The organism is Telluria mixta, from assembly GCF_029223865.1.
Lineage (GTDB): Bacteria > Pseudomonadota > Gammaproteobacteria > Burkholderiales > Burkholderiaceae_D > Telluria > Telluria mixta.
Map to the genome: position 1 here is coordinate 6,252,502 of NZ_CP119520.1, position 19,508 is coordinate 6,272,009.

Sequence of the window (19,508 nt, forward strand, 5' to 3'; positions counted from 1 at the left end):
TATAATACCAACGATGAACCCAACCAATCAGATTATCCTCGTGTTGTATTACTCGCGTCATGGAAAGACCCGCCGGCTGGCCGAACTGATCGGCCAGGGCATCGACAGCGTGCCGGGGCTGGAAGCCCGGTTGCGGACTGTTCCCGCGGTATCGACGGTGGCCGAAGCGACGGAACCCGACATCCCGCGTGCCGGCGCGCCCTATGTCGAGCTCGAGGACCTGGCGGAGTGTGCCGGACTGGCGCTGGGTTCGCCTACGCGATTCGGCAATATGGCAGCGCCCATGAAATATTTCCTCGACGGCACCTCCGCGCAATGGCTGTCCGGCACCCTGGCTGGCAAGCCCGCCGCGGTGTTCACGTCGACGGGCAGCCTGCACGGCGGCCAGGAATCGACGCTGCTGTCGATGATGATCCCGCTGCTGCACCACGGCATGATGGTGATGGGCCTGCCCTACACCGAGCCGGAATTGATGACCACCGCCAGCGGCGGCAGTCCCTACGGCGCGACCCACTGGTCGGGCGTGGACGGCAACCGCCCGGTGACCGAAGACGAGAAGCGGCTCGCGATCGCGCTCGGCCGGCGCCTCGCGATGGCTGCCCGAAAACTGCAGGGGACGGATTAAGCGATGCAAACGCAAAGGGTGTTTCATACGGGCGCGGTGACGAGTCTCGTCATCCTGTTCGCCTGGCTGCTGGTCTGGGAAATCGTCGTCGCGCCGCTCCATCCGGGCGGCTCGCTGCTGGCGCTAAAGGCCCTGCCGCTGCTGCTGCCGCTGCGCGGCGTCCTCAAGCGCGACCTGTACACGCTGCAGTGGTCGTCGATGGTGATCCTGATCTACTTCGTCGAAGGCGTCGTCCGCGCCTGGAGCGACAGGACGGAAATCTCGCGCATGATGGCGCTGGGCGAAGTGCTGCTCGTGGTTTCGTACTTCCTGTTCGCCCTGCTGTACCTCCGCCCGTACAAGAAGCAGGCGCAGAAGCTGGCCAAGGAATTGCTCGACAAGGTCAAAGTGCCGCATGACTGACGGCTTTATTGAACGCTGCAGCGCCATCGTCGGACCGAACAACGTCCTCGTCGACGAGCACGACACCGCCCCCTATCTGACCGACTGGCGCGGCCGCTTCACGGGCCGCGCCCGCGCCGTCGTCCGTCCCGCGAGCACGGCGGAAGTGGCCGCCGTCGTGCGCCTGTGCGCGGAACTGCGCGTCCCGGTCGTGCCGCAGGGCGGCCGCACGGGCCTCGTGCTGGGCAGCGTGCCGGATGCGGCGGGCGACGCCATCGTGCTGTCGCTGCGGCGCCTGAACCGCATCCGCACCGTCGACACGTTCAACCGCACGATGACCGTGGAAGCCGGCTGCATCCTGCAGGACATCCAGCACGCGGCCGGCGAACACGGCATGCTGTTCCCGCTGTCGCTGGCGGCCGAAGGCAGCTGCACCATCGGCGGCAACCTGTCGACCAATGCGGGCGGCACGGGCGTCCTGCGCTACGGGAACACGAGAGAATTGTGTCTGGGCCTGGAAGTCGTCACGGCGCAGGGCGAGGTGTGGGACGCGTTGCGCGGCCTGCGCAAGGACAACACGGGCTACGACCTGCGCGACCTGTACGTGGGCGCGGAAGGCACGCTCGGCGTCATCACCGCGGCCGTGCTGAAACTGTTCCCGCAGCCGAAAGCGGCGATCACGGCGCTCGTCGCGCTGGCCACCCCGCGCGACGCGCTGGCGCTGCTGAAGCTCGTCGAAGGCGAATGCGGGCCCACGCTGACGGGCTATGAATTGATGAGCGACGTGAGCCTGCGCCTCGTCGCCAGCCACTTCCCCGATTTGCCGAAGCCGTTCCCGGAACGCTACCCGCAATACGCGCTGCTGGAACTGTCGAGCCACGAATCGGAGGCGCACGGCGTGGCGCTGCTGGAACGCGCGATCGAACGGGCGCTGGAAGACGGGCTCGCGCAGGATGCCGCCGTGGCGACGTCCATCGCCCAGTCGCGCGCACTGTGGGCGATCCGCGAGCACATCCCGCTCGCGCAGGCAGCGGCCGGCAAGAACATCAAGCACGACATCTCCGTGCCGATCTCGCGCATCGCCGACTTCATCGAGACGACGGACGCGCAGCTGGAAGCGGACTATCCCGGCGTGCAGGTCGTCTGCTTCGGCCACCTGGGCGACGGCAACCTGCACTACAACGTGGCGCCGCCGGAAGGCATCCATCACGACGACTTCCTCGCCGAGCAAGGCCCCATCAACCGCATCGTGCACGACAGCGCGGCGGCGCACGGCGGGTCGATCTCGGCCGAGCACGGGATCGGCGCGCTGAAGCGCGACGAACTCCCGCGCTACAAGTCGCAGGTGGAGCTGCAGCTGATGCGGGCCGTCAAGGCCGCGCTCGACCCGCTGGGCATCATGAACCCCGGTAAAATCCTTTAACCGGACACGATCATGATGCGCTTCCTCCCCCTGCTCGCCGCCTGCCTGCTGACCAACGCCCTCGCCGACCCGGTCTACAAATGCACGCAGGACGGCAAGACGAGTTACTCGGATCGCCCGTGCGTCCACGGCAAATCGGTCGAGCTGCCGCCGCCGGTGGGCATCCGGCCCGAAGGCGCAGAATCGGTAGCCACGCAGGACGCCCGCACGCTCGTCGAACTGGAAAAGCTGCGCATCGCACGGGAGAAGGAACAGGAGCGCATCGCCAAGGCCGACGCCCGCCAGGCTAGAGCCGCCGCCACGCACCGCAAGCAATGCGCGCGCCTGAACCTGCGCAAGCGCTGGGCCGAGGAAGACGTTGCCCGGCTGACGGGCCGTGCGAAAGTGGCCGCGCAGCGCCGCGCGAAACGGGCGACGGAAGCACTGGCGGTGGAATGTCCGGCGTAAGCCAGCTCCAGCGCTGGCTGCTGTTCGGCGAGTGGCGCGCGCATCCGATGCGTGCGGTGCTGGCCGTCGTCGCCATCGCCGTCGGCGTCGCGATGGGCTTCGCCATCCACCTGATCAATGCCGCGGCATTCAACGAATTCAACGCGGCCGTGCAAAGCCTGTCGGGCCAGGCCGACGTCCAGGTGACCGGACGCGAAGCGCTGTTCGCCGAAGACATCTATCCGCGCCTGGCCACGCACGAGGGCGTCGCCCTCGCCTCGCCCGTGCTGGAAGTCGACGCCGCGCTGGCGGACAAGGGTGGACAACATGCGGGTTCGCTGAAAATCGTCGGCCTCGACGCCTTCCGCGCCGGCTACATCGCGCCCGACCTGATGGGCGTGCCGGATGCGGCACATCCCTACGACGTCCTCGCCGACGACGCCGTGTTCCTGTCGCCGGCCGCGCAGGCGTGGCTGGGCAAGGCGCGCGGCGACACCATCGTCGTCCGCGCCGGCACGCGCGACCTGGCACTGCGCGTGGCGGGCCCGATCCTGCGCGCGCGCAGCGGCCAGCGCCTCGGCGTGATGGACATCGGCGCGCTGCAGTGGCGCTTCAACCTCACCGGCAAGCTGTCACGCGTCGACATCAAACTGCGCGACGGCGTCGACCGCGCCACGTTCGAACGGGCGCTGGCGGCGGCACTGGAACGCGATTATCCCGGCCGCTTCACGGTCGGCCGGCCCGGCGACGCCAACCAGGAAAGCCGCAGCAATAACCTCAGCCGCGCGTACCGCGTGAACCTGACCGTGCTGGCGCTCGTGGCGCTGTTCACCGGCGCATTCCTCGTGTTTTCCACGCAGGCGCTGTCCGTGCTGCGCCGGCGCGGCCAGTTCGCGCTGCTGCGCGTGCTCGGGCTGGAACGGCGCGCGCTGCTGCGGCAAGTGCTGCTGGAAGGCGGCACCCTGGGCGTGCTCGGCGCCCTGCTCGGCATCGCGGCGGGCTATGGCCTCGCGGCGGCCGCCCTGTCTCTTTTCGGCGGTGACCTCGGTGCCGGCTACTTTCCGGGCGTGAAGCCGCGCGTGCAGTTCGCGCCCGGCGCCGCCCTCGTCTACTTCGGCCTGGGCCTCGGCGTCGCGCTGCTCGGCTGCGCCGCACCGGCCCTTGAAGCGGCGCGTGCCCGACCCGCCATCGCGCTCAAGTCCGGCAACGACGAGACCGCGCTGGAACGCCTGAACCGAATCTGGCCCGCCCTGACGTGCCTGCTGCTCGCCGGCGCCTGCGCATTCGCGCCGCCCGTGTTCGGGCTGCCGCTGTTCGGCTACTTCGCCGTCGCCCTGCTGCTGATCGGCGGCATCGGCCTGATGCCCCGGCTGGCGGCCTCCGCGTTCCGGGTGCTGGAGCGGCTGCTGCGCCGGCGCGAAGATCACTCGCCGGTGCTGGCCCTGACCCTGGCGCGCCTCGCCAACGCGCCGGGCCAGGCGTCGATCGCACTGGGCGGCGTGCTCGCCAGCTTCAGCCTGATGGTCGCGATGGGCATCATGGTCGCGAGCTTCCGCGTCTCCGTCGACGACTGGATCCTGCACATCCTGCCGGCCGACTTGTACGTGCGCAGCAGTGGCGGCGGGAATACGGGTGGCTTCGGCGCGCCGGAACAGGCGGCGCTGGCCGGCGTGCCCGGTGTCGCGCGCGCCGCGTTCCTGCGCACGCGGCCGTTATCGCTCGACGCTGCCCGTCCGAATATCGTGCTCGTCGCGCGCGACCTCGATGCCGCCGATCCGGGCCGCATGCTGGCCCTCGTCGGCGACTCGGCCCCGGTGCCCGCCGGCGCCCGTCCCGTATGGGTGTCGGAAGCGATGACGGACCTGTACCGCGTGAAGGCCGGCGAGACCCTGAACCTGCCGCTGGGCGGCCGCCCGCAACCGTTCTTCATCGCCGGCGTGTGGCGCGACTACGCCAACCAGACCGGTTCCGCCGTCGTGCTCCTGAACGACTATCGCGCGCTGACGGGCGACGCGACCGTCACGGATGCTGCGCTGTGGGCCGCGCCCGGTGCCGACGTCGCACACGTCGAGGCCGCGCTCCGCAAGCTGCCGTTCGGCGCCGCGCTCCAACTGGCCCGGCCCGGCGACATCCGCGCCATGAGTCTGAGAATCTTCGACCGCAGCTTCGCCGTGACCTATCTGCTGGAAGCGATCGCCATCGCCATCGGCCTGTCCGGCGTGGCGGCTACCTTCTCCGCACAGACGCTGGCGCGCGCGAAGGAATTCGGCATGCTGCGCCACGTGGGCGTCACGCGCTGGCAGGTGCTGGGCATCCTCGCCGTCGAGGGCGGCGCGCTGACGGCACTCGGCGTGGTCACGGGATTCGTGCTCGGCCTCGTCATCAGCCTGATCCTCGTCTACGTCGTGAATCCGCAATCGTTCCACTGGACGATGCAGCTGCACCTGCCGTGGCCTTTGCTGGGCAGCGTCGCGGCCGTGCTCGTGGCGGCGTCCGTCGCGACGGCGCTCGTGTCGGGGCGCTACGCCTTGTCCGGCGGGCCGGTGCGGGCCGTGCGGGAGGACTGGTGATGACCATGTTGCGCATCCTACTGCTGTGGCTCGTCGCGGCGTGCGTCCACGCTGGGCCGCCCGTGTTCGCACCGGTCACGCCGGGACGCACCCTGGCCTTCCCAGCCGATTACGGCGCCCATCCGGACTACCGCACGGAATGGTGGTACGCGACCGGCTGGCTGAAAACACCGGACGGCAAGCCGCTCGGTTTCCAGGTCACGTTCTTCCGCAGCCGCACGGAGACGGATCCCGCCAACCCGAGCGCGTTCGCGGCGAAGCAGCTGATCATCGGCCACGCGGCGCTGTCCGACCCTGCGCTGGGCCACCTCGTACACGACCAGAAAAGCGCCCGCGCCGGCTTCGGCCTCGCCTATGCGAACACGGGGACGACGGACGTCAAGCTGGACGACTGGAGCATGCGGCGCGAGCCCGACGGCCGCTACCGCGTCGTCGTGCGGTCCGGCGAGCTGTCGTTCACCTTGCGGCTCGCGCCCACGCAACCGGTGCTGCTGCAGGGCGTCGCGGGCTTTTCGCAAAAGGGATCGCAGGCGGGCCACGCCAGTTATTACTACAGCGAGCCGCACCTGCAAGTCGACGGCGACGTCGTGCGGGCCGGGCGCAAACAGGCCGTGACGGGCACCGCATGGCTCGACCACGAATGGTCCAGCCAGGTACTCGATACGAATGCGGCAGGCTGGGACTGGACCGGCGTGAACCTCGACGACGGAGGCGCGCTGATGGCCTTCCGGATCCGCGCGAAGGATGGTAGTACACTGTGGGCCCACGCGACCTGGCGCGACGGTGCCGGCACGACGACACAATACGGTCCCGACCAGGTCCGCTTCGCACCGCAGCGGACCTGGACATCGCCCCGCACGAACGCCGCCTACCCGGTGGCGACGCTGCTGACGACCGGGACGACCCAATGGCGCATCGAGCCGCTGCAGCCGGACCAGGAACTGGATTCGCGCCGGTCGACCGGCGCCGTGTACTGGGAAGGCGCCGTGACCGTGCAGCGCGACGGCCGCCCCGCCGGACGGGGCTACCTCGAGCTGACCGGCTACGTATCGGCCATGAAACTGTAAGCACCCAGAAGAATACGAACGACGAACAACGAAGACGACATGAGCAACGGTTCCACCAGCGACACCCCATCCAACGACTCCACCTCGCGCAAGGGCGCCCTGGCCGCATTGAAAGGGCTGCTGCCCTTCCTGCGGCCGTACCGCCGCCAGTTCCTGTTCGCCGGCATCGCCCTGCTCGTCGCGGCCGGCGCCACGCTCGCGATCCCCGCCGCGTTCAAGCAGATGATCGACCACGGCTTCGGGGCCAGGGGCGGTGCCTCGAACGCGGCCAGCGTCAACGCCACCTTCCTCGCGCTGTTCGGCGTCGCCGCCGTCCTTGCGGTCGCGACGGCGGCGCGCTACTACACGGTGTCGTGGCTGGGCGAACGCGTGACGGCCGACATCCGCAGCGCCGTCTACGGCCACGTCGTCGAACAGAGCCCCGAATTCTTCGAGACGACGCGCACGGGCGAAGTCCTGTCGCGCCTCACCACCGACACGACCCTGATCCAGACCGTCGTCGGCACGAGCATCTCGCTCGCGCTGCGCAATACGCTGCTGTTCGTCGGCGGCCTCGCGATGCTGTTCGTGACGAGCGCGAAGCTCACGTCGATCATCCTCGGCCTGCTCGTGCTGGTCGTCGTGCCGATCGTGCTGTTCGGCCGGCGCGTACGCAAGCTGTCGCGCGACTCGCAGGACCGCATCGCCGACGCGTCGGCCATCGCCGGCGAGATCCTCAACGCCATGCCGACCGTGCAGGCCTTCACCCACGAAAAGATCGAGGCGCAGCGCTTCGGGTCCTCCGTCGAAAGCGCGTTCGCGACGGCGATGCGCCGCATCCGCGCCCGCGCCGTCCTCACGATGCTCGCGATCGCGCTCGTGTTCGGGGCCATCGTGTTCGTGCTGTGGCTGGGCGCGCACGCCGTCCTGGAAGGCAGCATGACGGGCGGCGACCTGGGCCAGTTCATCCTGTATGCGTCGATCGTGTCCGGCGCCATCGGCGCCCTGTCCGAAGTGATGGGCGAGGCGCAGCGCGCCGCCGGCGCCACCGAGCGCCTGCTGGAACTGCTCGCCGTGCGCTCCGACATCCGCAACCCGGCCCACCCGACCCCGCTGCCGAACCGGACGGCCGGCGGCGCGGCGCTCCAGCTCGCGAACGTGCAGTTCTCGTACCCGTCGCGGCCCGAGACCGCGGCACTGGACCACGTGAACCTCGATGTCAAACCCGGCGAGACGGTGGCCGTCGTCGGCCCGTCCGGCGCCGGCAAGACGACCCTGTTCCAGCTGCTGCTGCGCTTCTACGACCCGCAGGCCGGCAGCATCCGCCTCGACGGCGTGGACATCCGCGACCTCGACCTGCACGTGCTGCGCGGCGCCATCGGCATCGTCCCGCAGGACACCGTGATCTTCTCGGCCAACGCGCTGGAAAACATCCGCTACGGCCGCGCCGACGCGACGGACGCGGAAGTGGTCGCCGCCGCGAAGCTGGCCGCGGCCCACGAATTCATCGAGCGCCTGCCGCAGGGCTACCAGTCCTACCTGGGCGAACGCGGCGTGCGGCTCTCGGGCGGCCAGCGCCAGCGCATCGCCATCGCGCGGGCACTCCTCAAGAATCCCCCGCTTCTGCTGCTGGACGAAGCGACGAGCGCCCTCGACGCGGAGTCGGAACGCCTCGTCCAGCGCGCCCTGGAGGCCGCGATGGTGGGCCGCACGACCCTCATCATCGCGCACCGCCTGGCCACCGTGCAGCGGGCCGACCGCATCATCGTGATGGAGGACGGGCGTATCGTCGAGACGGGCACGCATGCGTCGCTGGTGGCGCTGGGCGGCATTTATGCGAACCTGGCCGCTTTACAGTTCCACAACGTCCACGTGGAACATTGAGTTAGCGGGGCGACAACGCCGAGCTTATTTACACAACGATTCATGCCATCCCGGCAAGGATTTGTTGCATGAACACATCGGGAACACGACACAGTTTTGTTTCCCATGGGATACCTGACGTACCATAGCGCAACGTCAGCTTATCCCTATTTCCATGAACAAGAAATCGTTCAGCATCGCGAACTGGACTGTCGGCTCCAAGATCACCGCCTTCACGTTCGCCCTCGTCTCCGTCATCCTCGCCGCCCTCGTCTTCACCATCACGTGGACCACGTCGTCGATGCTGCATGCCCGCGCCATCGCCAACGTCAACTCGGAACTGCAGAGCGTCGTCAACGCCGTCGAGATGTTCGACAACGTGATGAAGAGCCAGGCGACGAGCTTCGGCCGCATCTTCGCCACGCATTTCGAAGGTGAGTTCACGCTGGACGCCGATACGATTGTTGCCGTCGGCGACAAGCAGGTGCCCACGCTGAAATCGAACGGCAAGCCTCTGAACCTCGACTTCACCCTCCCCGACCGCTTCACGCACCAGACCGGCGGCAACGCGACGATCTTCGTGGCCAGCGGCGACGACTTCGTCCGCGTCAGCACCTCCGTCAAGAAGGAAAACGGCGACCGCGCCGTGGGCACGATCCTCGCCCACGAGAGCCCCGCCTATGCCGCAATCCGCGCCGGCAAGCCCTACGTCGGCCTGGTGAAGCTGTTCGGCAAGCAGTTCATGACCGACTATGAACCGATCCGCGACGCATCCGGCAAGGTGATCGGCATCCTGTACATCGGCCTCGACGTCGACGCCAACATCACCGCGCTGCGCGACCGCATCAAGAAGATGAAGGTGGGCGACACCGGCTATTACTACGTCCTCGACGCGACCCAGGGCAAGACCTACGGCGACCTGATCGTCCACCCGGTCAAGCAGGGCAGGAACATCCTCGCCAGCAAGGACGCCAGCGGCCGCGAGTTCATCAGGGAGATGCTGGAAACGAAGCACGGCCTGATCACCTATCCGTGGATGAACGCCGAAGCCGGCGAGACGAGCCCGCGCACGAAGGTGGCCGCCTACACGCTGTTCAAGGACTGGAACTGGATGATCGCCGGCGGCACGTACGAGGACGAGATCACCAAGGAAGCGGCGCACCTGCGCAACCGCTACATCGGCATCGGCCTCGCGGCGCTGGCGATCTTCGCGGCGATCCTGCACACGGTGATGAAGCGCACGGTCACCCGTCCGCTCGTGCGGGCCCGCGACGCCGCCGTGCGCATCGCCGAGGGCGACCTCACGGTGCGCATGGCCGTCGACCGCAGCGACGAGATCGGCCTGCTGGCCGAAGCGATGAACAACATCAGCGGCAGCCTGTCGAACGTGGTCGGCCAGGTGCGCAGCGGCGCCGAGCAGATCGCCAACGCGTCCGGAGAAATCTCGAGCGGCAACCTGGACCTGTGCTCGCGCACGGAACAGCAGGCCGTGAACCTGGCCTCCACCGCGAACTCGATGCAGGACCTGACGGAGACCGTGCGCCGCAACGCCGGCGACGCCCGCGAAGCGAACCAGCTGGCCGTCAACACGTCGATGGTGGCGCAGGAAGGCGGCCGCATGGTGCGCGAAGTGATCGATACGATGGACACGATCAAGGCGTCGTCTGGCAAGATCGGCGACATCATCGGCGTCATCGACGGCATCGCGTTCCAGACCAATATCCTCGCGCTGAACGCGGCGGTGGAAGCCGCCCGCGCCGGCGAACAGGGCCGCGGCTTCGCCGTCGTCGCCACCGAGGTGCGCAACCTTGCCCAGCGTAGCGCCGCCGCGGCAAAGGAGATCAAGGGCCTGATCGTCGCCTCGACGGCCGAAGTCGATGCGGGCAGCCGCATCGTGCAGGAAGCGGGCGTCACGATGAACGAAGTGCTGGCCAGCGCGGAAAAAGTCACGGCCATCATGGCCCGCATCAGCACCGCGAACGCGGCGCAGAGCAGCGGCATCGAGCACATCAACCGCTCGATCGGCGAGATGGACCAGGTCACCCAGCAGAACGCGGCCCTCGTCGAGGAAGCCAGCGCGGCCGCCCAGGCCATGCAGGAACAGGCCGACCAGCTGGCACGCTCGGTGCGCCTGTTCAAGCTCGACCAACAGCAGGCTTCCGGCCGCCCTGCCCTCCCGCAGTACTGACGGAACGGGCGGCTTCGGTGTAGAGTAATATGACTCTACACTGGAGCCTCCCTTGACCGACACCGAACTGCTCGCCCGCTGCACCACCGTCTTCCCCGGCCACCGCGCCCGCCCTCCAGCGGAAATGTTCGCCGCGATGGCCGCCTGGTGCGACGCCAACGGCATCGCCCACGACACGTATGGCGACGGCGCGCTGATCCAGGGCTTCGAGGCCCGCGTGGCCGAACTGCTCGGCTTCGAGGCCGCCGTCTTCTGCATCAGCGGCACGCTTGCGCAAGTCACCACCCTCCGGCTCGCCGCCGACGCGCGCGGGCGCGCCCCCGTGGCGCTGCATCCGACCGCGCACATCTTCGTCCACGAGCGCTCGAACTACCAGCTGCTGGGTCATTTCGACGCGCTGCGCACGGGCGAGCCGTATCGCCCGTGGACGGCCGCCGACATCGTGGGCATCCCCGACCGCCTGTCCGCCGTCGCGCTCGAGATTCCGATGCGCGAGATCGGCGGCCAGCTGTCGTCCTGGGACGACCTGCAGGACATCAAGGCGCACTGCCGCGCGCGCGGCATCCACCTGCACATGGACGGCGCGCGCCTGTGGGAAGCGGCGGCCGGCTATGGCCGTCCGGTGGCCGAGATCGCGGCGGGCTTCGACACCGTCTACACGTCGCTGTACAAGGGCATCGGCGGCCTCGGTGGCGCCATGCTGGCCGGCAGCCGCGAATTCGTCGCGCAGGCCGCCGAATGGTTCAAGCGCCAGGGCGGCAACGTGATCCATCGCTCGCCGTACGTCGTCGCGGCCGCGATGCAGTTCGAGCAGAGGCTGGCCGCGATGCCCGCGTACTTCGAGCGCACACGCTTCCTGTTCGACGTGCTGCGCGACCACCCGGTTCTGCGCACGAACCCCGCCCGGCCGCAGGCCAACATGCTGCACATCCACCTGCCCGTGAGCCGCGAGCGCGCGCTGGAGATCCGGCGCGAACTGGCGCGCGACCACGGCATCTGGCCGTTCAACCGCGTCAATCACGGCGTGCTGCCGGACACCTCGTTCTTCGAGCTGTACGTGGGCGACAACCTGCAGGTCACGCCCGACGGCCGCGTGCGCGAAGCGGTGGCGCTGCTGGCAGCGGCGGTGGAGCGCGGCATCGGGTAAAATGCGCGGGTTTTCAATCTTTCCATTCGAGCCACACCGATGCGCCAATACCTCGACCTGATGCGCCATGTGCTGGACCATGGCACGGTCAAAACCGACCGCACCGGCACCGGCACCCGCTCCGTGTTCGGCCACCAGATGCGCTTCAACATGCAGGACGGTTTCCCGCTGGTGACCACGAAGAAGCTGCACCTGCGGTCGATCATCCATGAACTGATCTGGTTCCTCGCCGGCTCCACCAACATTGCGTACCTGAAGGAAAACGGCGTCTCGATCTGGGACGAGTGGGCGGACGCGGACGGCGAGCTCGGTCCCATCTACGGCTACCAGTGGCGCAGCTGGCCCACGCCGGCTGGCGAGCACATCGACCAGATCACGCAGGTCATGGACCAGATCAGGAACAACCCGGATTCGCGCCGCATGATCGTCTCGGCCTGGAACGTGGCCGACGTGCCGAAGATGAAGCTGCCCCCGTGCCACGCGCTGTTCCAGTTCTACGTCGCGGACGGCAAGCTGTCGTGCCAGCTGTACCAGCGCAGCGCCGACATCTTCCTCGGCGTCCCGTTCAACATCGCGTCCTACGCGCTGCTCACGCACATGATGGCGCAGCAGGCCGGCCTGGACGTGGGCGACTTCGTCTGGACCGGCGGCGACTGCCACCTGTATTCGAACCACATGGAACAGGTCGAGCTCCAATTGTCGCGCGAGGAACGCCCGCTGCCGAAGCTGGTCATCAAGCGCAAGCCGGACTCGCTGTTCGATTATAAATTCGAAGATTTCGAGATCGTCGGCTACGATCCGCACCCGGCCATCAAGGCGCCGGTCGCGGTGTAAGCAAGGAGGTTCGCATGGCTCATCATCTGTCCCTCGTCGTCGCGATGGATGCCAATCGCGGCATCGGCGTCGACAACCAGCTGCCCTGGCACCTGCCCGAGGACCTCGCGCATTTCAAGCGCGTGACCCTCGGCCACCCGATCATCATGGGCCGCAAGACGTTCGAATCGATCGGCCGTCCGCTGCCGGGCCGCCGCAACATCGTCGTCACGCGCAACTCCGACTGGCACCATGACGGCGTGGACGTCGTCCATTCGCTGGACGACGCCGTGGCCCTCGTCGGCAACGACTCGGCCAGCATCATCGGCGGCGCGCAGATCTTCGCGGAGGCGATGCGCATCGCCGACCGGTTGATCGTCACGCACATCGACAAGGTCTACCGCTGCGACACGTTCTTCCCGGAGATCGACAGCGCGCAGTGGGCCGCCGTCGCGAACGAACCCCTGCACTCACCGACGGCGGGCGTCGACTACGCCATCGTCACCTACGACAAAGTCAAGTAACACCATGTCCGGACACGGTTTTCACGTACACGGGCCGCACGATCACGCGGTCGAACACGCCGCCCAGCACGGCAGCGATTCCTTCTCGAACAACATCGCGGTGATGACGGCCATCCTGGCCACCGTCGGCGCGCTGTTCGGCTACCTCGGCGGCGCCACGCAGAACGACGCGGCCCTCTTCAAGAACAACGCGGCCATCGCCAAGACGACGGCCGCGAATTCCTGGAACTACTACCAGGCCAAGTCGAGCAAGCAGAACCTGGCCGAACTCGCGACGAGCCTGCCGGGTGTGGACGCGCAGATGCAGGCGAAGTACAAGGCCGACGTCGCGCGGTACGAATCGGAAAAGGCGGGCATCAAGAAAGAGGCCGAGAAGTACGAGGCCCAGTCGGACGAATGGAACGAAAAGTCGGAACGCGCGCTGCACACCCACCACCAGTGGGCGCTGGCGACGACGGCCGAGCAGATCGCCATTTCGCTGGCCGCCATCACCCTGCTGACGCGCCGGCGCTGGCTGCTGTCGATCACCTACGTCGTCGCGATCGTCGGCTTCGCGCTGGGCGCGTTCGCGTGGCTACACGTGGATCCCCTGGGCGCCCTGTTCGCCTCTGGCCACTGAGCGGCGCTCCCGGTACTGCTTCTTCAGCACCGCGTGGCGGTGGCGGAAGAAGCGCTCGATGATCCAGCCGACGACGGGGCCCGCGAAGCGCGGCGTGAACTCCAGGCGGTCGACGATGCGCGTGCCGTCCGGGCCGGGCGTGAGGATACGTTCGTGCCGCCAGCTCTTCATCGACAGCAGCGGCGACTGCTCGACGAAGCGGCGGCCCGGCTCCATCTCCGTGAAGGTCAGCCGCGACAGATCGACCGGCACGACACCGAACAGCAGGAAGCGGCAGTTGCCCAGCGGCCGACCGAGCCCGCTGCCGTCGCGCGGGATGTGCGTCATCCCCTTCGGAAAATCGAGCTTCAGCACCGGCCCCATCTCGGCCTCGACGCCGCGCACCGACGTGCTCCAGTCCCACAGCTCTGCGGGTGAACGGGGGACGTTGCTTTCCAGCTGGACGCGGACGGTGGACATGGTGACCTCAACGGTGAAAGGGGCATGCTCGACTCTACGCCCTGCACGTGCCCGCTTCCGTTAGTCCATTAACGTAGCGACCATCCGTCTTCTTGTTTACACAAGAGTGCGCCACAATCTGCCCCGTGTGGCTAACCTATTAAAAATTTTTGCACGGGACCCCGCGATTTCTGCGAAAATCCGCTTCTTCATTTTTCCGGTGCCGTGCCCGGCCGCCTTCCACTTTCCGGAAGACGGCGCGCACGGCGCTTCGCTTTGGAGCTGTCCATGAAATTTCGTTTCCCAATCGTCATCATTGACGAGGATTTCCGTTCCGAGAACACGTCCGGTCTCGGCATTCGCGCGCTTGCCGCCGCGATGGAAAAAGAAGGCATGGAAGTGCTCGGGCTGACCAGCTATGGCGACCTGTCGCAGTTCGCCCAGCAGCAGTCGCGCGCTTCGGCCTTCGTGCTGTCGATCGACGACGAGGAATTCGGCGGCGGCACCATCGAGGAGACCAATTTCGCATTGAGCGGCCTGCGCGCGTTCGTGCAGGAGATCCGCCACAAGAACTCGGACATCCCGATCTACATCTACGGCGAGACCCGCACGAGCCGGCACATCCCGAACGACATCCTGAAGGAGCTGCACGGCTTCATCCACATGTTCGAGGACACGCCGGAATTCGTCGCGCGCCACATCATCCGCGAAGCGAAAGCCTACCTGGACAGCCTGGCGCCGCCGTTCTTCCGCGCGCTCGTCAACTACGCGAACGACGGCTCCTACTCCTGGCACTGCCCCGGCCACTCGGGCGGCGTCGCGTTCCTGAAGTCGCCGATCGGCCAGATGTTCCACCAGTTCTTTGGCGAGAACATGCTGCGCGCCGACGTCTGCAACGCCGTCGAGGAACTGGGCCAGCTGCTCGACCACACGGGTCCCGTGGCCAAATCGGAGCGCAACGCCGCGCGCATCTACAACGCCGACCACTGCTACTTCGTCACCAACGGCACGTCGACGTCGAACAAGATGGTATGGCATTCGACCGTGGCACCGGGCGACATCGTCGTCGTCGACCGCAACTGCCATAAATCGATCCTGCACTCGATCATCATGTGCGGCGCGATCCCCGTGTTCCTGATGCCGACCCGGAACAACCTCGGCATCATCGGCCCGATCCCGCTGGAAGAATTCTCGCCGGAGTCGATCCGCCGGAAGATCGAGGCCAACCCTTTCGCCCGCGAAGCGAAAAACAAGAAGCCGCGCATCCTGACGATCACGCAATCGACCTACGACGGCGTCGTCTACAACGTCGAGACGCTGCGCGAACTGCTGGACGGCGAGATCGACACGCTGCACTTCGACGAAGCCTGGCTGCCGCACGCGACGTTCCACGACTTCTACCGCAACATGCACGCGATCGGCCGCGACCGCCCGCGCGCGAAGCAGTCGATGATCTTCTCGACGCAGTCGACGCACAAGCTGCTGGCGGGCCTGTCGCAGGCCTCGCAGGTGCTCGTGCGCGAATCCGAGACCGTCGCGCTCGACCAGGACGCGTTCAACGAAGCGTACCTGATGCACACGTCGACGTCGCCGCAGTACTCGATCATCGCCTCGTGCGACGTCGCCGCCGCGATGATGGAAGCGCCGGGCGGCACGGCCCTCGTCGAGGAATCGATCTACGAAGCGCTGGACTTCCGCCGCGCCATGCAGAAGGTCGACGAGGAATGGGGCCAGGACTGGTGGTTCAAGGTCTGGGGCCCGCAGGTGACGAGCGAGGAAGGCATCGGCACGCAGGCCGACTGGATGATCCACGCGGAAGACGACTGGCATGGCTTCGGCAAGCTGGCGCCGGGCTTCAACATGCTCGACCCGATCAAGGCGACGGTCGTCACGCCGGGCCTGTCGCTGGACGGCTCGTTCGGCACCTCCGGCATTCCGGCATCGATCGTCACCAAGTACCTCGCCGAGCACGGCGTGATCATCGAGAAGTGCGGCCTGTACTCGTTCTTCATCATGTTCACGATCGGCATCACCAAGGGCCGCTGGAACACGCTCGTCACCGCCCTGCAGCAGTTCAAGGACGACTACGACCGTAACCAGCCGATGTGGCGCGTCATGCCCGAGTTCTCGGCCGCGAACCCGCGCTACGAATCGTGGGGCCTGCGCGACCTGTGCCAGCAGATCCACGACTTCTACAAATCGCGCGACGTCGCTCGCCTGACGACCGAGATGTATTTGTCGGACATGATTCCGGCCATGAAGCCGTCGGACGCTTTCGCGAAGATGGCGCACCGCGAGATCGAGCGCGTGGCGATCGAGGACCTGGAGGGCCGCATCACCGCGATCCTGCTGACGCCTTACCCGCCGGGCATCCCGCTCTTGATCCCGGGCGAGCGCTTCAACAAGACCATCGTCGACTACCTGCGCTTCGCACGCGACTTCAACGAACGGTTCCCGGGCTTCGAGACCGACGTGCATGGTCTCGTCAAGCGCGAGATCGATGGGAAGCTGGGGTATTTCGTGGATTGCGTAAAGCAGGACTGACGCAACGTGAAAAAAAAGGAGGCCGCGGCCTCCTTTTTTTACGTCTTCAACACATCAGGCCTTCGGCAGCGTCACGCCATGCTGCCCCTGGTACTTGCCGCCGCGGTCCTTGTACGACGTTTCGCAGACCTCGTCGCTCTCGAAGAACAGCACCTGCGCGCAGCCTTCGCCCGCATAGATCTTGGCCGGCAGCGGCGTCGTGTTCGAGAATTCCAGCGTCACGTAGCCTTCCCATTCCGGCTCGAACGGCGTCACGTTGACGATGATGCCGCAGCGGGCGTACGTCGATTTGCCCAGGCAGACGGTCAGCACGTTGCGCGGGATCCTGAAGTACTCGATCGTGCGGGCCAGTGCAAAGGAGTTCGGCGGGATGATGCACACGTCGCTCTTCACGTCGACGAACGAATTCGAATCGAAGTTCTTCGGATCGACGATCGTGCTGTTGATGTTCGTGAACACCTTGAATTCGTCGGCGCAGCGGATGTCGTAGCCGTACGAGGACGTGCCCCACGAAATGATCTTGCGGCCGTCCGTCTCGCGCACCTGTTTCGGCGAGAACGGTTCGATCATGCCGTGTTCTTCCGCCATCCGGCGGATCCATTTGTCGCTCTTGATACTCATCGCTGGGCTTCTTTTCCAAAAAAATGGGGATATGAATCCCGCAATTTTACGCGAAAAGCGCCGCCGGACGACCGGCCTTTTTTTCTTCGCCTTGCGCCAGCAGCCGCGCGATCATCTCGCGTGTCAGCTGCGCCGTCAGTGCCGGCTTCTCCATCGGATAGAGGTGCGTGCCTGCTATCGTGACGAGATTGTCGCCGACCAGCCGGCGCGTGCCGTCCAGGCCCGCCTGGCGCAGCTCCGTGGAATCGGTGCCCGCAATGAAGCCGACCGGCACGGGGAACGGGTCGCGCAGTACCCGGTCCATGTCGTGCGGCAGCGTGCTGTAGATCGCGGCTTCGACGTCGCGGTCGAAACGCAGCCGGACGCCGTCCGGTTGCGGGACCAGGCCATGGTCGAGATAGTCGTCCAGCGCACCCGGCGCCCACGCCTGGAACACGGGCTTCGCCATGAAATGCTCGAACGCGGCCGCGCGCGACGGCCACACGTTGCGCCGCCGCTGGGCCACGTTGCCGGGGGACAAGCGCATGCGCAGCCCGAGCAGCTTCGCGATGCGCCATACCCACGCACGCCAGCCCGCGACGACGGGCGAATCCAGCATCACCACGCAGCGCGCCAGGTCTGGCCGCCGGTGCGCCGCCAGCATGCTGACCGCGCCGCCCAGCGAGTGACCGACGAGGATCGCCGGCCGGCCGTACGTTTCCAGCTGGGCGATCAATTCGTCGATCAGCGTATGCCAGTTGTCGCGCACGGGAAAGCGTGGATCGTGGCCCAGCATGTCCGTCGTGCGCACGTCGAAGTCGCGTCGTAAATCGTCCAGCAGGCGGCCGTACGAACCGGAGGGGTAGCTGTTCCCGTGGGTGAAATGGAGTAATGGCTTGGACATCGGGAATGGGATGACGCGGCTGCGCGTAGTAAAGACAAAACCCATTGTAATGTCATTATCTCCAAGTAGTTAGAGGGAAACGCCTACGGCCGCTCGCTCGCGTCATGCCCGCGCATACGGTGCTGGCGCAGCTGCTCCCGCTGCTCCGGCGTCAGCACGGCCTGGATCTGCGCGTCCGTTCGAGCCTGCAGCAGCGCCTGGGCGGCGACGGCCTGGCCGAGATCGCGCGACAGTGCCCCGGCCCTGGCGTCGTCGAACTTGTCGGCCCGGCCCAGGTCGCGCAAGGCCTCGTGCGCCTTGCGGATCGCCTTGTCGTAGTCGCGGCGCTGCGGTTCCTGGGCGTGCATGATCGCGAACACCTTGTCCTGCTGGGCTTCCGTCAGCTTCAGGCGGTGCAGCGGGACGTGGCCGAAGGGCATGCCCGGGCCGTGGCCGTCCGGGCCGCGTTCGTGGTCGCCACCGGGACCGCGCTGGCCGGCCGCCGGCGGCGCATCCGGCTCGCCGGTCGCGAAAGCCGGGGTGGCGAGGCAGGCGGCGAGCAGCACGGCCGCCGCGGAAAGGCTCGAGAATTTCATGAGTATCATCCTTTTTTGTTCGGAGACGCCATTCTCGGTTGTCTCGATGTTAAGGAGTGTTATCGCCGTGTAAAACGACGTAAAGAGGCCCGGCCCGCATGGTCGGCACGGCCGCCCTGCGCTAAGATGCGAGCATGAACCAAGTCCTGCTTATCGACGACGACACCGAACTGGTCGGCATGTTTGCCGAATACCTGGAACAGGAAGGCTTTCGTGTCGCCTGCGCCCACGACGGCGAGACCGGCGCGCGCGAAGCGCTGTCCGGCCAGTACGCCATCGCCATTCTCGACGTGATGATGCCCCGCATGAACGGCATCGAGACGCTGCGCCGCATCCGCGCCGCCAGCCGCATGCCGATCCTGATGCTGACGGGCCGCGGCGACGACGCCGACCGTATCCTCGGCCTCGAACTGGGCGCCGACGACTACGTCACGAAGCCCTGCACCCCGCGCGAACTGACTGCCCGCGTCCGCGCCATCCTGCGCCGCACGCAAAGCTCGCCCAACGACGGCCCCGGCATCACGCTCACCGTCGGCAAGCTCACGATGCTGCCGGAGCAGCGCCGCGCCACGTGGGAAGGTCGGCCGCTGGAGCTGACCAGCACCGAATTCAACCTGCTCGAAGTCCTCGCCCGCAACGCCGGCCGCCCGGTCAGCAAGAACGACCTGTCCGAGCAGGGACTGGGCCGCCCGCTGGCCCGCTTCGACCGCAACATCGACGTCCACCTCTCGAGCCTGCGCCACAAACTGGGCACGCTGTCCGACGGGCGTTCCTGCCTGCAGACCGTCTACCGTCTCGGCTACCAGCTGATCCGCGAGTAGC

The 19,508-nt window shown here is 67.0% G+C and carries 18 protein-coding genes; 14 read left to right on the top strand and 4 right to left on the bottom strand.

The window, feature by feature from the left end; all coding sequences use genetic code 11:
* Positions 1-13: 13 nt before the first annotated feature.
* From wrbA to P0M04_RS27605, 12 genes are all read left to right on the top strand, one after another.
* The gene (gene wrbA, locus P0M04_RS27550; RefSeq protein WP_259451158.1) at positions 14-625 is read left to right on the top strand and encodes an NAD(P)H:quinone oxidoreductase; all 612 of its coding nucleotides are present in this window, start codon (positions 14-16) and stop codon (positions 623-625) included.
* Between the two features lie 3 nt (positions 626-628).
* Entirely contained in the window at positions 629-1,027 is a 399-nt protein-coding gene (locus P0M04_RS27555; RefSeq protein ID WP_259451157.1) for a DUF2069 domain-containing protein, read from the top strand.
* Positions 1,020-2,429, top strand: a complete 1,410-nt coding sequence (locus P0M04_RS27560) for an FAD-binding oxidoreductase (RefSeq protein WP_259451156.1) — start codon at positions 1,020-1,022, stop codon at positions 2,427-2,429. The genes P0M04_RS27555 and P0M04_RS27560 overlap by 8 nt, the downstream gene beginning before the upstream one ends.
* 12 nt (positions 2,430-2,441) lie before the next feature.
* Positions 2,442-2,876 carry a DUF4124 domain-containing protein gene (locus tag P0M04_RS27565; protein ID WP_259451155.1) on the top strand — a complete coding sequence of 145 codons (435 nt, stop codon included), beginning with the start codon at positions 2,442-2,444 and terminating at the stop codon, positions 2,874-2,876.
* Positions 2,864-5,425, top strand: coding sequence for an FtsX-like permease family protein (locus tag P0M04_RS27570; RefSeq protein ID WP_259451154.1), 2,562 nt, complete (start codon positions 2,864-2,866; stop codon positions 5,423-5,425). Before P0M04_RS27565 ends, P0M04_RS27570 begins: the two co-directional genes overlap by 13 nt.
* The gene (locus P0M04_RS27575) at positions 5,425-6,492 is read left to right on the top strand and encodes a lipocalin-like domain-containing protein (protein ID WP_259451153.1); all 1,068 of its coding nucleotides are present in this window, start codon (positions 5,425-5,427) and stop codon (positions 6,490-6,492) included. Before P0M04_RS27570 ends, P0M04_RS27575 begins: the two co-directional genes overlap by 1 nt.
* A 39-nt stretch (positions 6,493-6,531) precedes the next feature.
* Positions 6,532-8,355, top strand: coding sequence for an ABC transporter transmembrane domain-containing protein (locus tag P0M04_RS27580; RefSeq protein ID WP_259451152.1), 1,824 nt, complete (start codon positions 6,532-6,534; stop codon positions 8,353-8,355).
* 154 nt (positions 8,356-8,509) lie between these two features.
* Positions 8,510-10,522, top strand: a complete 2,013-nt coding sequence (locus tag P0M04_RS27585; protein WP_259451151.1) for a methyl-accepting chemotaxis protein — start codon at positions 8,510-8,512, stop codon at positions 10,520-10,522.
* 52 nt (positions 10,523-10,574) lie between these two features.
* A complete protein-coding gene (locus P0M04_RS27590; protein WP_259451150.1) occupies positions 10,575-11,669 on the top strand; it encodes a threonine aldolase family protein in 1,095 nt (364 codons plus the stop codon).
* Between the two features lie 39 nt (positions 11,670-11,708).
* On the top strand, positions 11,709-12,503 hold the full coding sequence (gene thyA / locus P0M04_RS27595; RefSeq protein ID WP_259451149.1) for a thymidylate synthase: 795 nt from the start codon (positions 11,709-11,711) through the stop codon (positions 12,501-12,503).
* 14 nt (positions 12,504-12,517) lie between these two features.
* Complete coding sequence (locus tag P0M04_RS27600) at positions 12,518-13,006, top strand: dihydrofolate reductase (protein WP_259451148.1); 489 nt, start codon at positions 12,518-12,520, stop codon at positions 13,004-13,006.
* Positions 13,007-13,010: 4 nt separating this feature from the next.
* Complete coding sequence (locus P0M04_RS27605) at positions 13,011-13,625, top strand: DUF4337 domain-containing protein (protein ID WP_259451147.1); 615 nt, start codon at positions 13,011-13,013, stop codon at positions 13,623-13,625.
* Here P0M04_RS27605 and P0M04_RS27610 read toward each other — a convergent pair.
* Positions 13,581-14,084, bottom strand: a complete 504-nt coding sequence (locus tag P0M04_RS27610; RefSeq protein ID WP_259451146.1) for an Rv1443c family protein — start codon at positions 14,082-14,084, stop codon at positions 13,581-13,583. The genes P0M04_RS27605 and P0M04_RS27610 overlap by 45 nt on opposite strands.
* A gap of 267 nt (positions 14,085-14,351) precedes the next feature.
* Here P0M04_RS27610 and P0M04_RS27615 point away from each other — a divergent pair, with 267 nt between their 5' ends.
* Positions 14,352-16,607, top strand: coding sequence for an arginine/lysine/ornithine decarboxylase (locus tag P0M04_RS27615; RefSeq protein ID WP_259451145.1), 2,256 nt, complete (start codon positions 14,352-14,354; stop codon positions 16,605-16,607).
* A 54-nt stretch (positions 16,608-16,661) separates the two neighbouring features.
* Here P0M04_RS27615 and dcd read toward each other — a convergent pair whose 3' ends face one another.
* The 3 genes from dcd to P0M04_RS27630 all read right to left on the bottom strand — a co-directional run bounded on the left by dcd (position 16,662) and on the right by P0M04_RS27630 (position 18,686).
* Positions 16,662-17,228 (bottom strand): dCTP deaminase, encoded by a 567-nt coding sequence (dcd, locus tag P0M04_RS27620; protein WP_259451144.1) that lies wholly within the window; start codon positions 17,226-17,228, stop codon positions 16,662-16,664.
* Positions 17,229-17,274: 46 nt separating this feature from the next.
* On the bottom strand, positions 17,275-18,111 hold the full coding sequence (locus P0M04_RS27625) for an alpha/beta fold hydrolase (protein ID WP_259451143.1): 837 nt from the start codon (positions 18,109-18,111) through the stop codon (positions 17,275-17,277).
* Positions 18,112-18,194: 83 nt separating this feature from the next.
* Positions 18,195-18,686 carry a Spy/CpxP family protein refolding chaperone gene (locus P0M04_RS27630; protein WP_259451142.1) on the bottom strand — a complete coding sequence of 164 codons (492 nt, stop codon included), beginning with the start codon at positions 18,684-18,686 and terminating at the stop codon, positions 18,195-18,197.
* A 134-nt stretch (positions 18,687-18,820) separates the two neighbouring features.
* Here P0M04_RS27630 and P0M04_RS27635 point away from each other — a divergent pair, with 134 nt between their 5' ends.
* Positions 18,821-19,507 (top strand): response regulator transcription factor, encoded by a 687-nt coding sequence (locus tag P0M04_RS27635; protein WP_259451141.1) that lies wholly within the window; start codon positions 18,821-18,823, stop codon positions 19,505-19,507.
* Position 19,508 lies beyond the last annotated feature (1 nt).

Bases quoted from the DNA above. Each gene is read 5' to 3' on its own strand.
- P0M04_RS27610 (WP_259451146.1), bottom strand. From the start codon at position 14,084: ATGTCCACCGTCCGCGTCCAGCTGGAAAGCAACGTCCCCCGTTCACCC.
- P0M04_RS27555 (WP_259451157.1), top strand. From the start codon at position 629: ATGCAAACGCAAAGGGTGTTTCATACGGGCGCGGTGACGAGTCTCGTC.
- P0M04_RS27630 (WP_259451142.1), bottom strand. From the start codon at position 18,686: ATGAAATTCTCGAGCCTTTCCGCGGCGGCCGTGCTGCTCGCCGCCTGC.
- P0M04_RS27600 (WP_259451148.1), top strand. From the start codon at position 12,518: ATGGCTCATCATCTGTCCCTCGTCGTCGCGATGGATGCCAATCGCGGC.
- P0M04_RS27570 (WP_259451154.1), top strand. From the start codon at position 2,864: ATGTCCGGCGTAAGCCAGCTCCAGCGCTGGCTGCTGTTCGGCGAGTGG.
- P0M04_RS27605 (WP_259451147.1), top strand. From the start codon at position 13,011: ATGTCCGGACACGGTTTTCACGTACACGGGCCGCACGATCACGCGGTC.
- P0M04_RS27580 (WP_259451152.1), top strand. From the start codon at position 6,532: ATGAGCAACGGTTCCACCAGCGACACCCCATCCAACGACTCCACCTCG.
- P0M04_RS27635 (WP_259451141.1), top strand. From the start codon at position 18,821: ATGAACCAAGTCCTGCTTATCGACGACGACACCGAACTGGTCGGCATG.
- P0M04_RS27615 (WP_259451145.1), top strand. From the start codon at position 14,352: ATGAAATTTCGTTTCCCAATCGTCATCATTGACGAGGATTTCCGTTCC.
- P0M04_RS27560 (WP_259451156.1), top strand. From the start codon at position 1,020: ATGACTGACGGCTTTATTGAACGCTGCAGCGCCATCGTCGGACCGAAC.
- P0M04_RS27585 (WP_259451151.1), top strand. From the start codon at position 8,510: ATGAACAAGAAATCGTTCAGCATCGCGAACTGGACTGTCGGCTCCAAG.
- dcd (WP_259451144.1), bottom strand. From the start codon at position 17,228: ATGAGTATCAAGAGCGACAAATGGATCCGCCGGATGGCGGAAGAACAC.
- wrbA (WP_259451158.1), top strand. From the start codon at position 14: ATGAACCCAACCAATCAGATTATCCTCGTGTTGTATTACTCGCGTCAT.
- P0M04_RS27625 (WP_259451143.1), bottom strand. From the start codon at position 18,111: ATGTCCAAGCCATTACTCCATTTCACCCACGGGAACAGCTACCCCTCC.
- P0M04_RS27575 (WP_259451153.1), top strand. From the start codon at position 5,425: ATGACCATGTTGCGCATCCTACTGCTGTGGCTCGTCGCGGCGTGCGTC.
- P0M04_RS27565 (WP_259451155.1), top strand. From the start codon at position 2,442: ATGATGCGCTTCCTCCCCCTGCTCGCCGCCTGCCTGCTGACCAACGCC.
- thyA (WP_259451149.1), top strand. From the start codon at position 11,709: ATGCGCCAATACCTCGACCTGATGCGCCATGTGCTGGACCATGGCACG.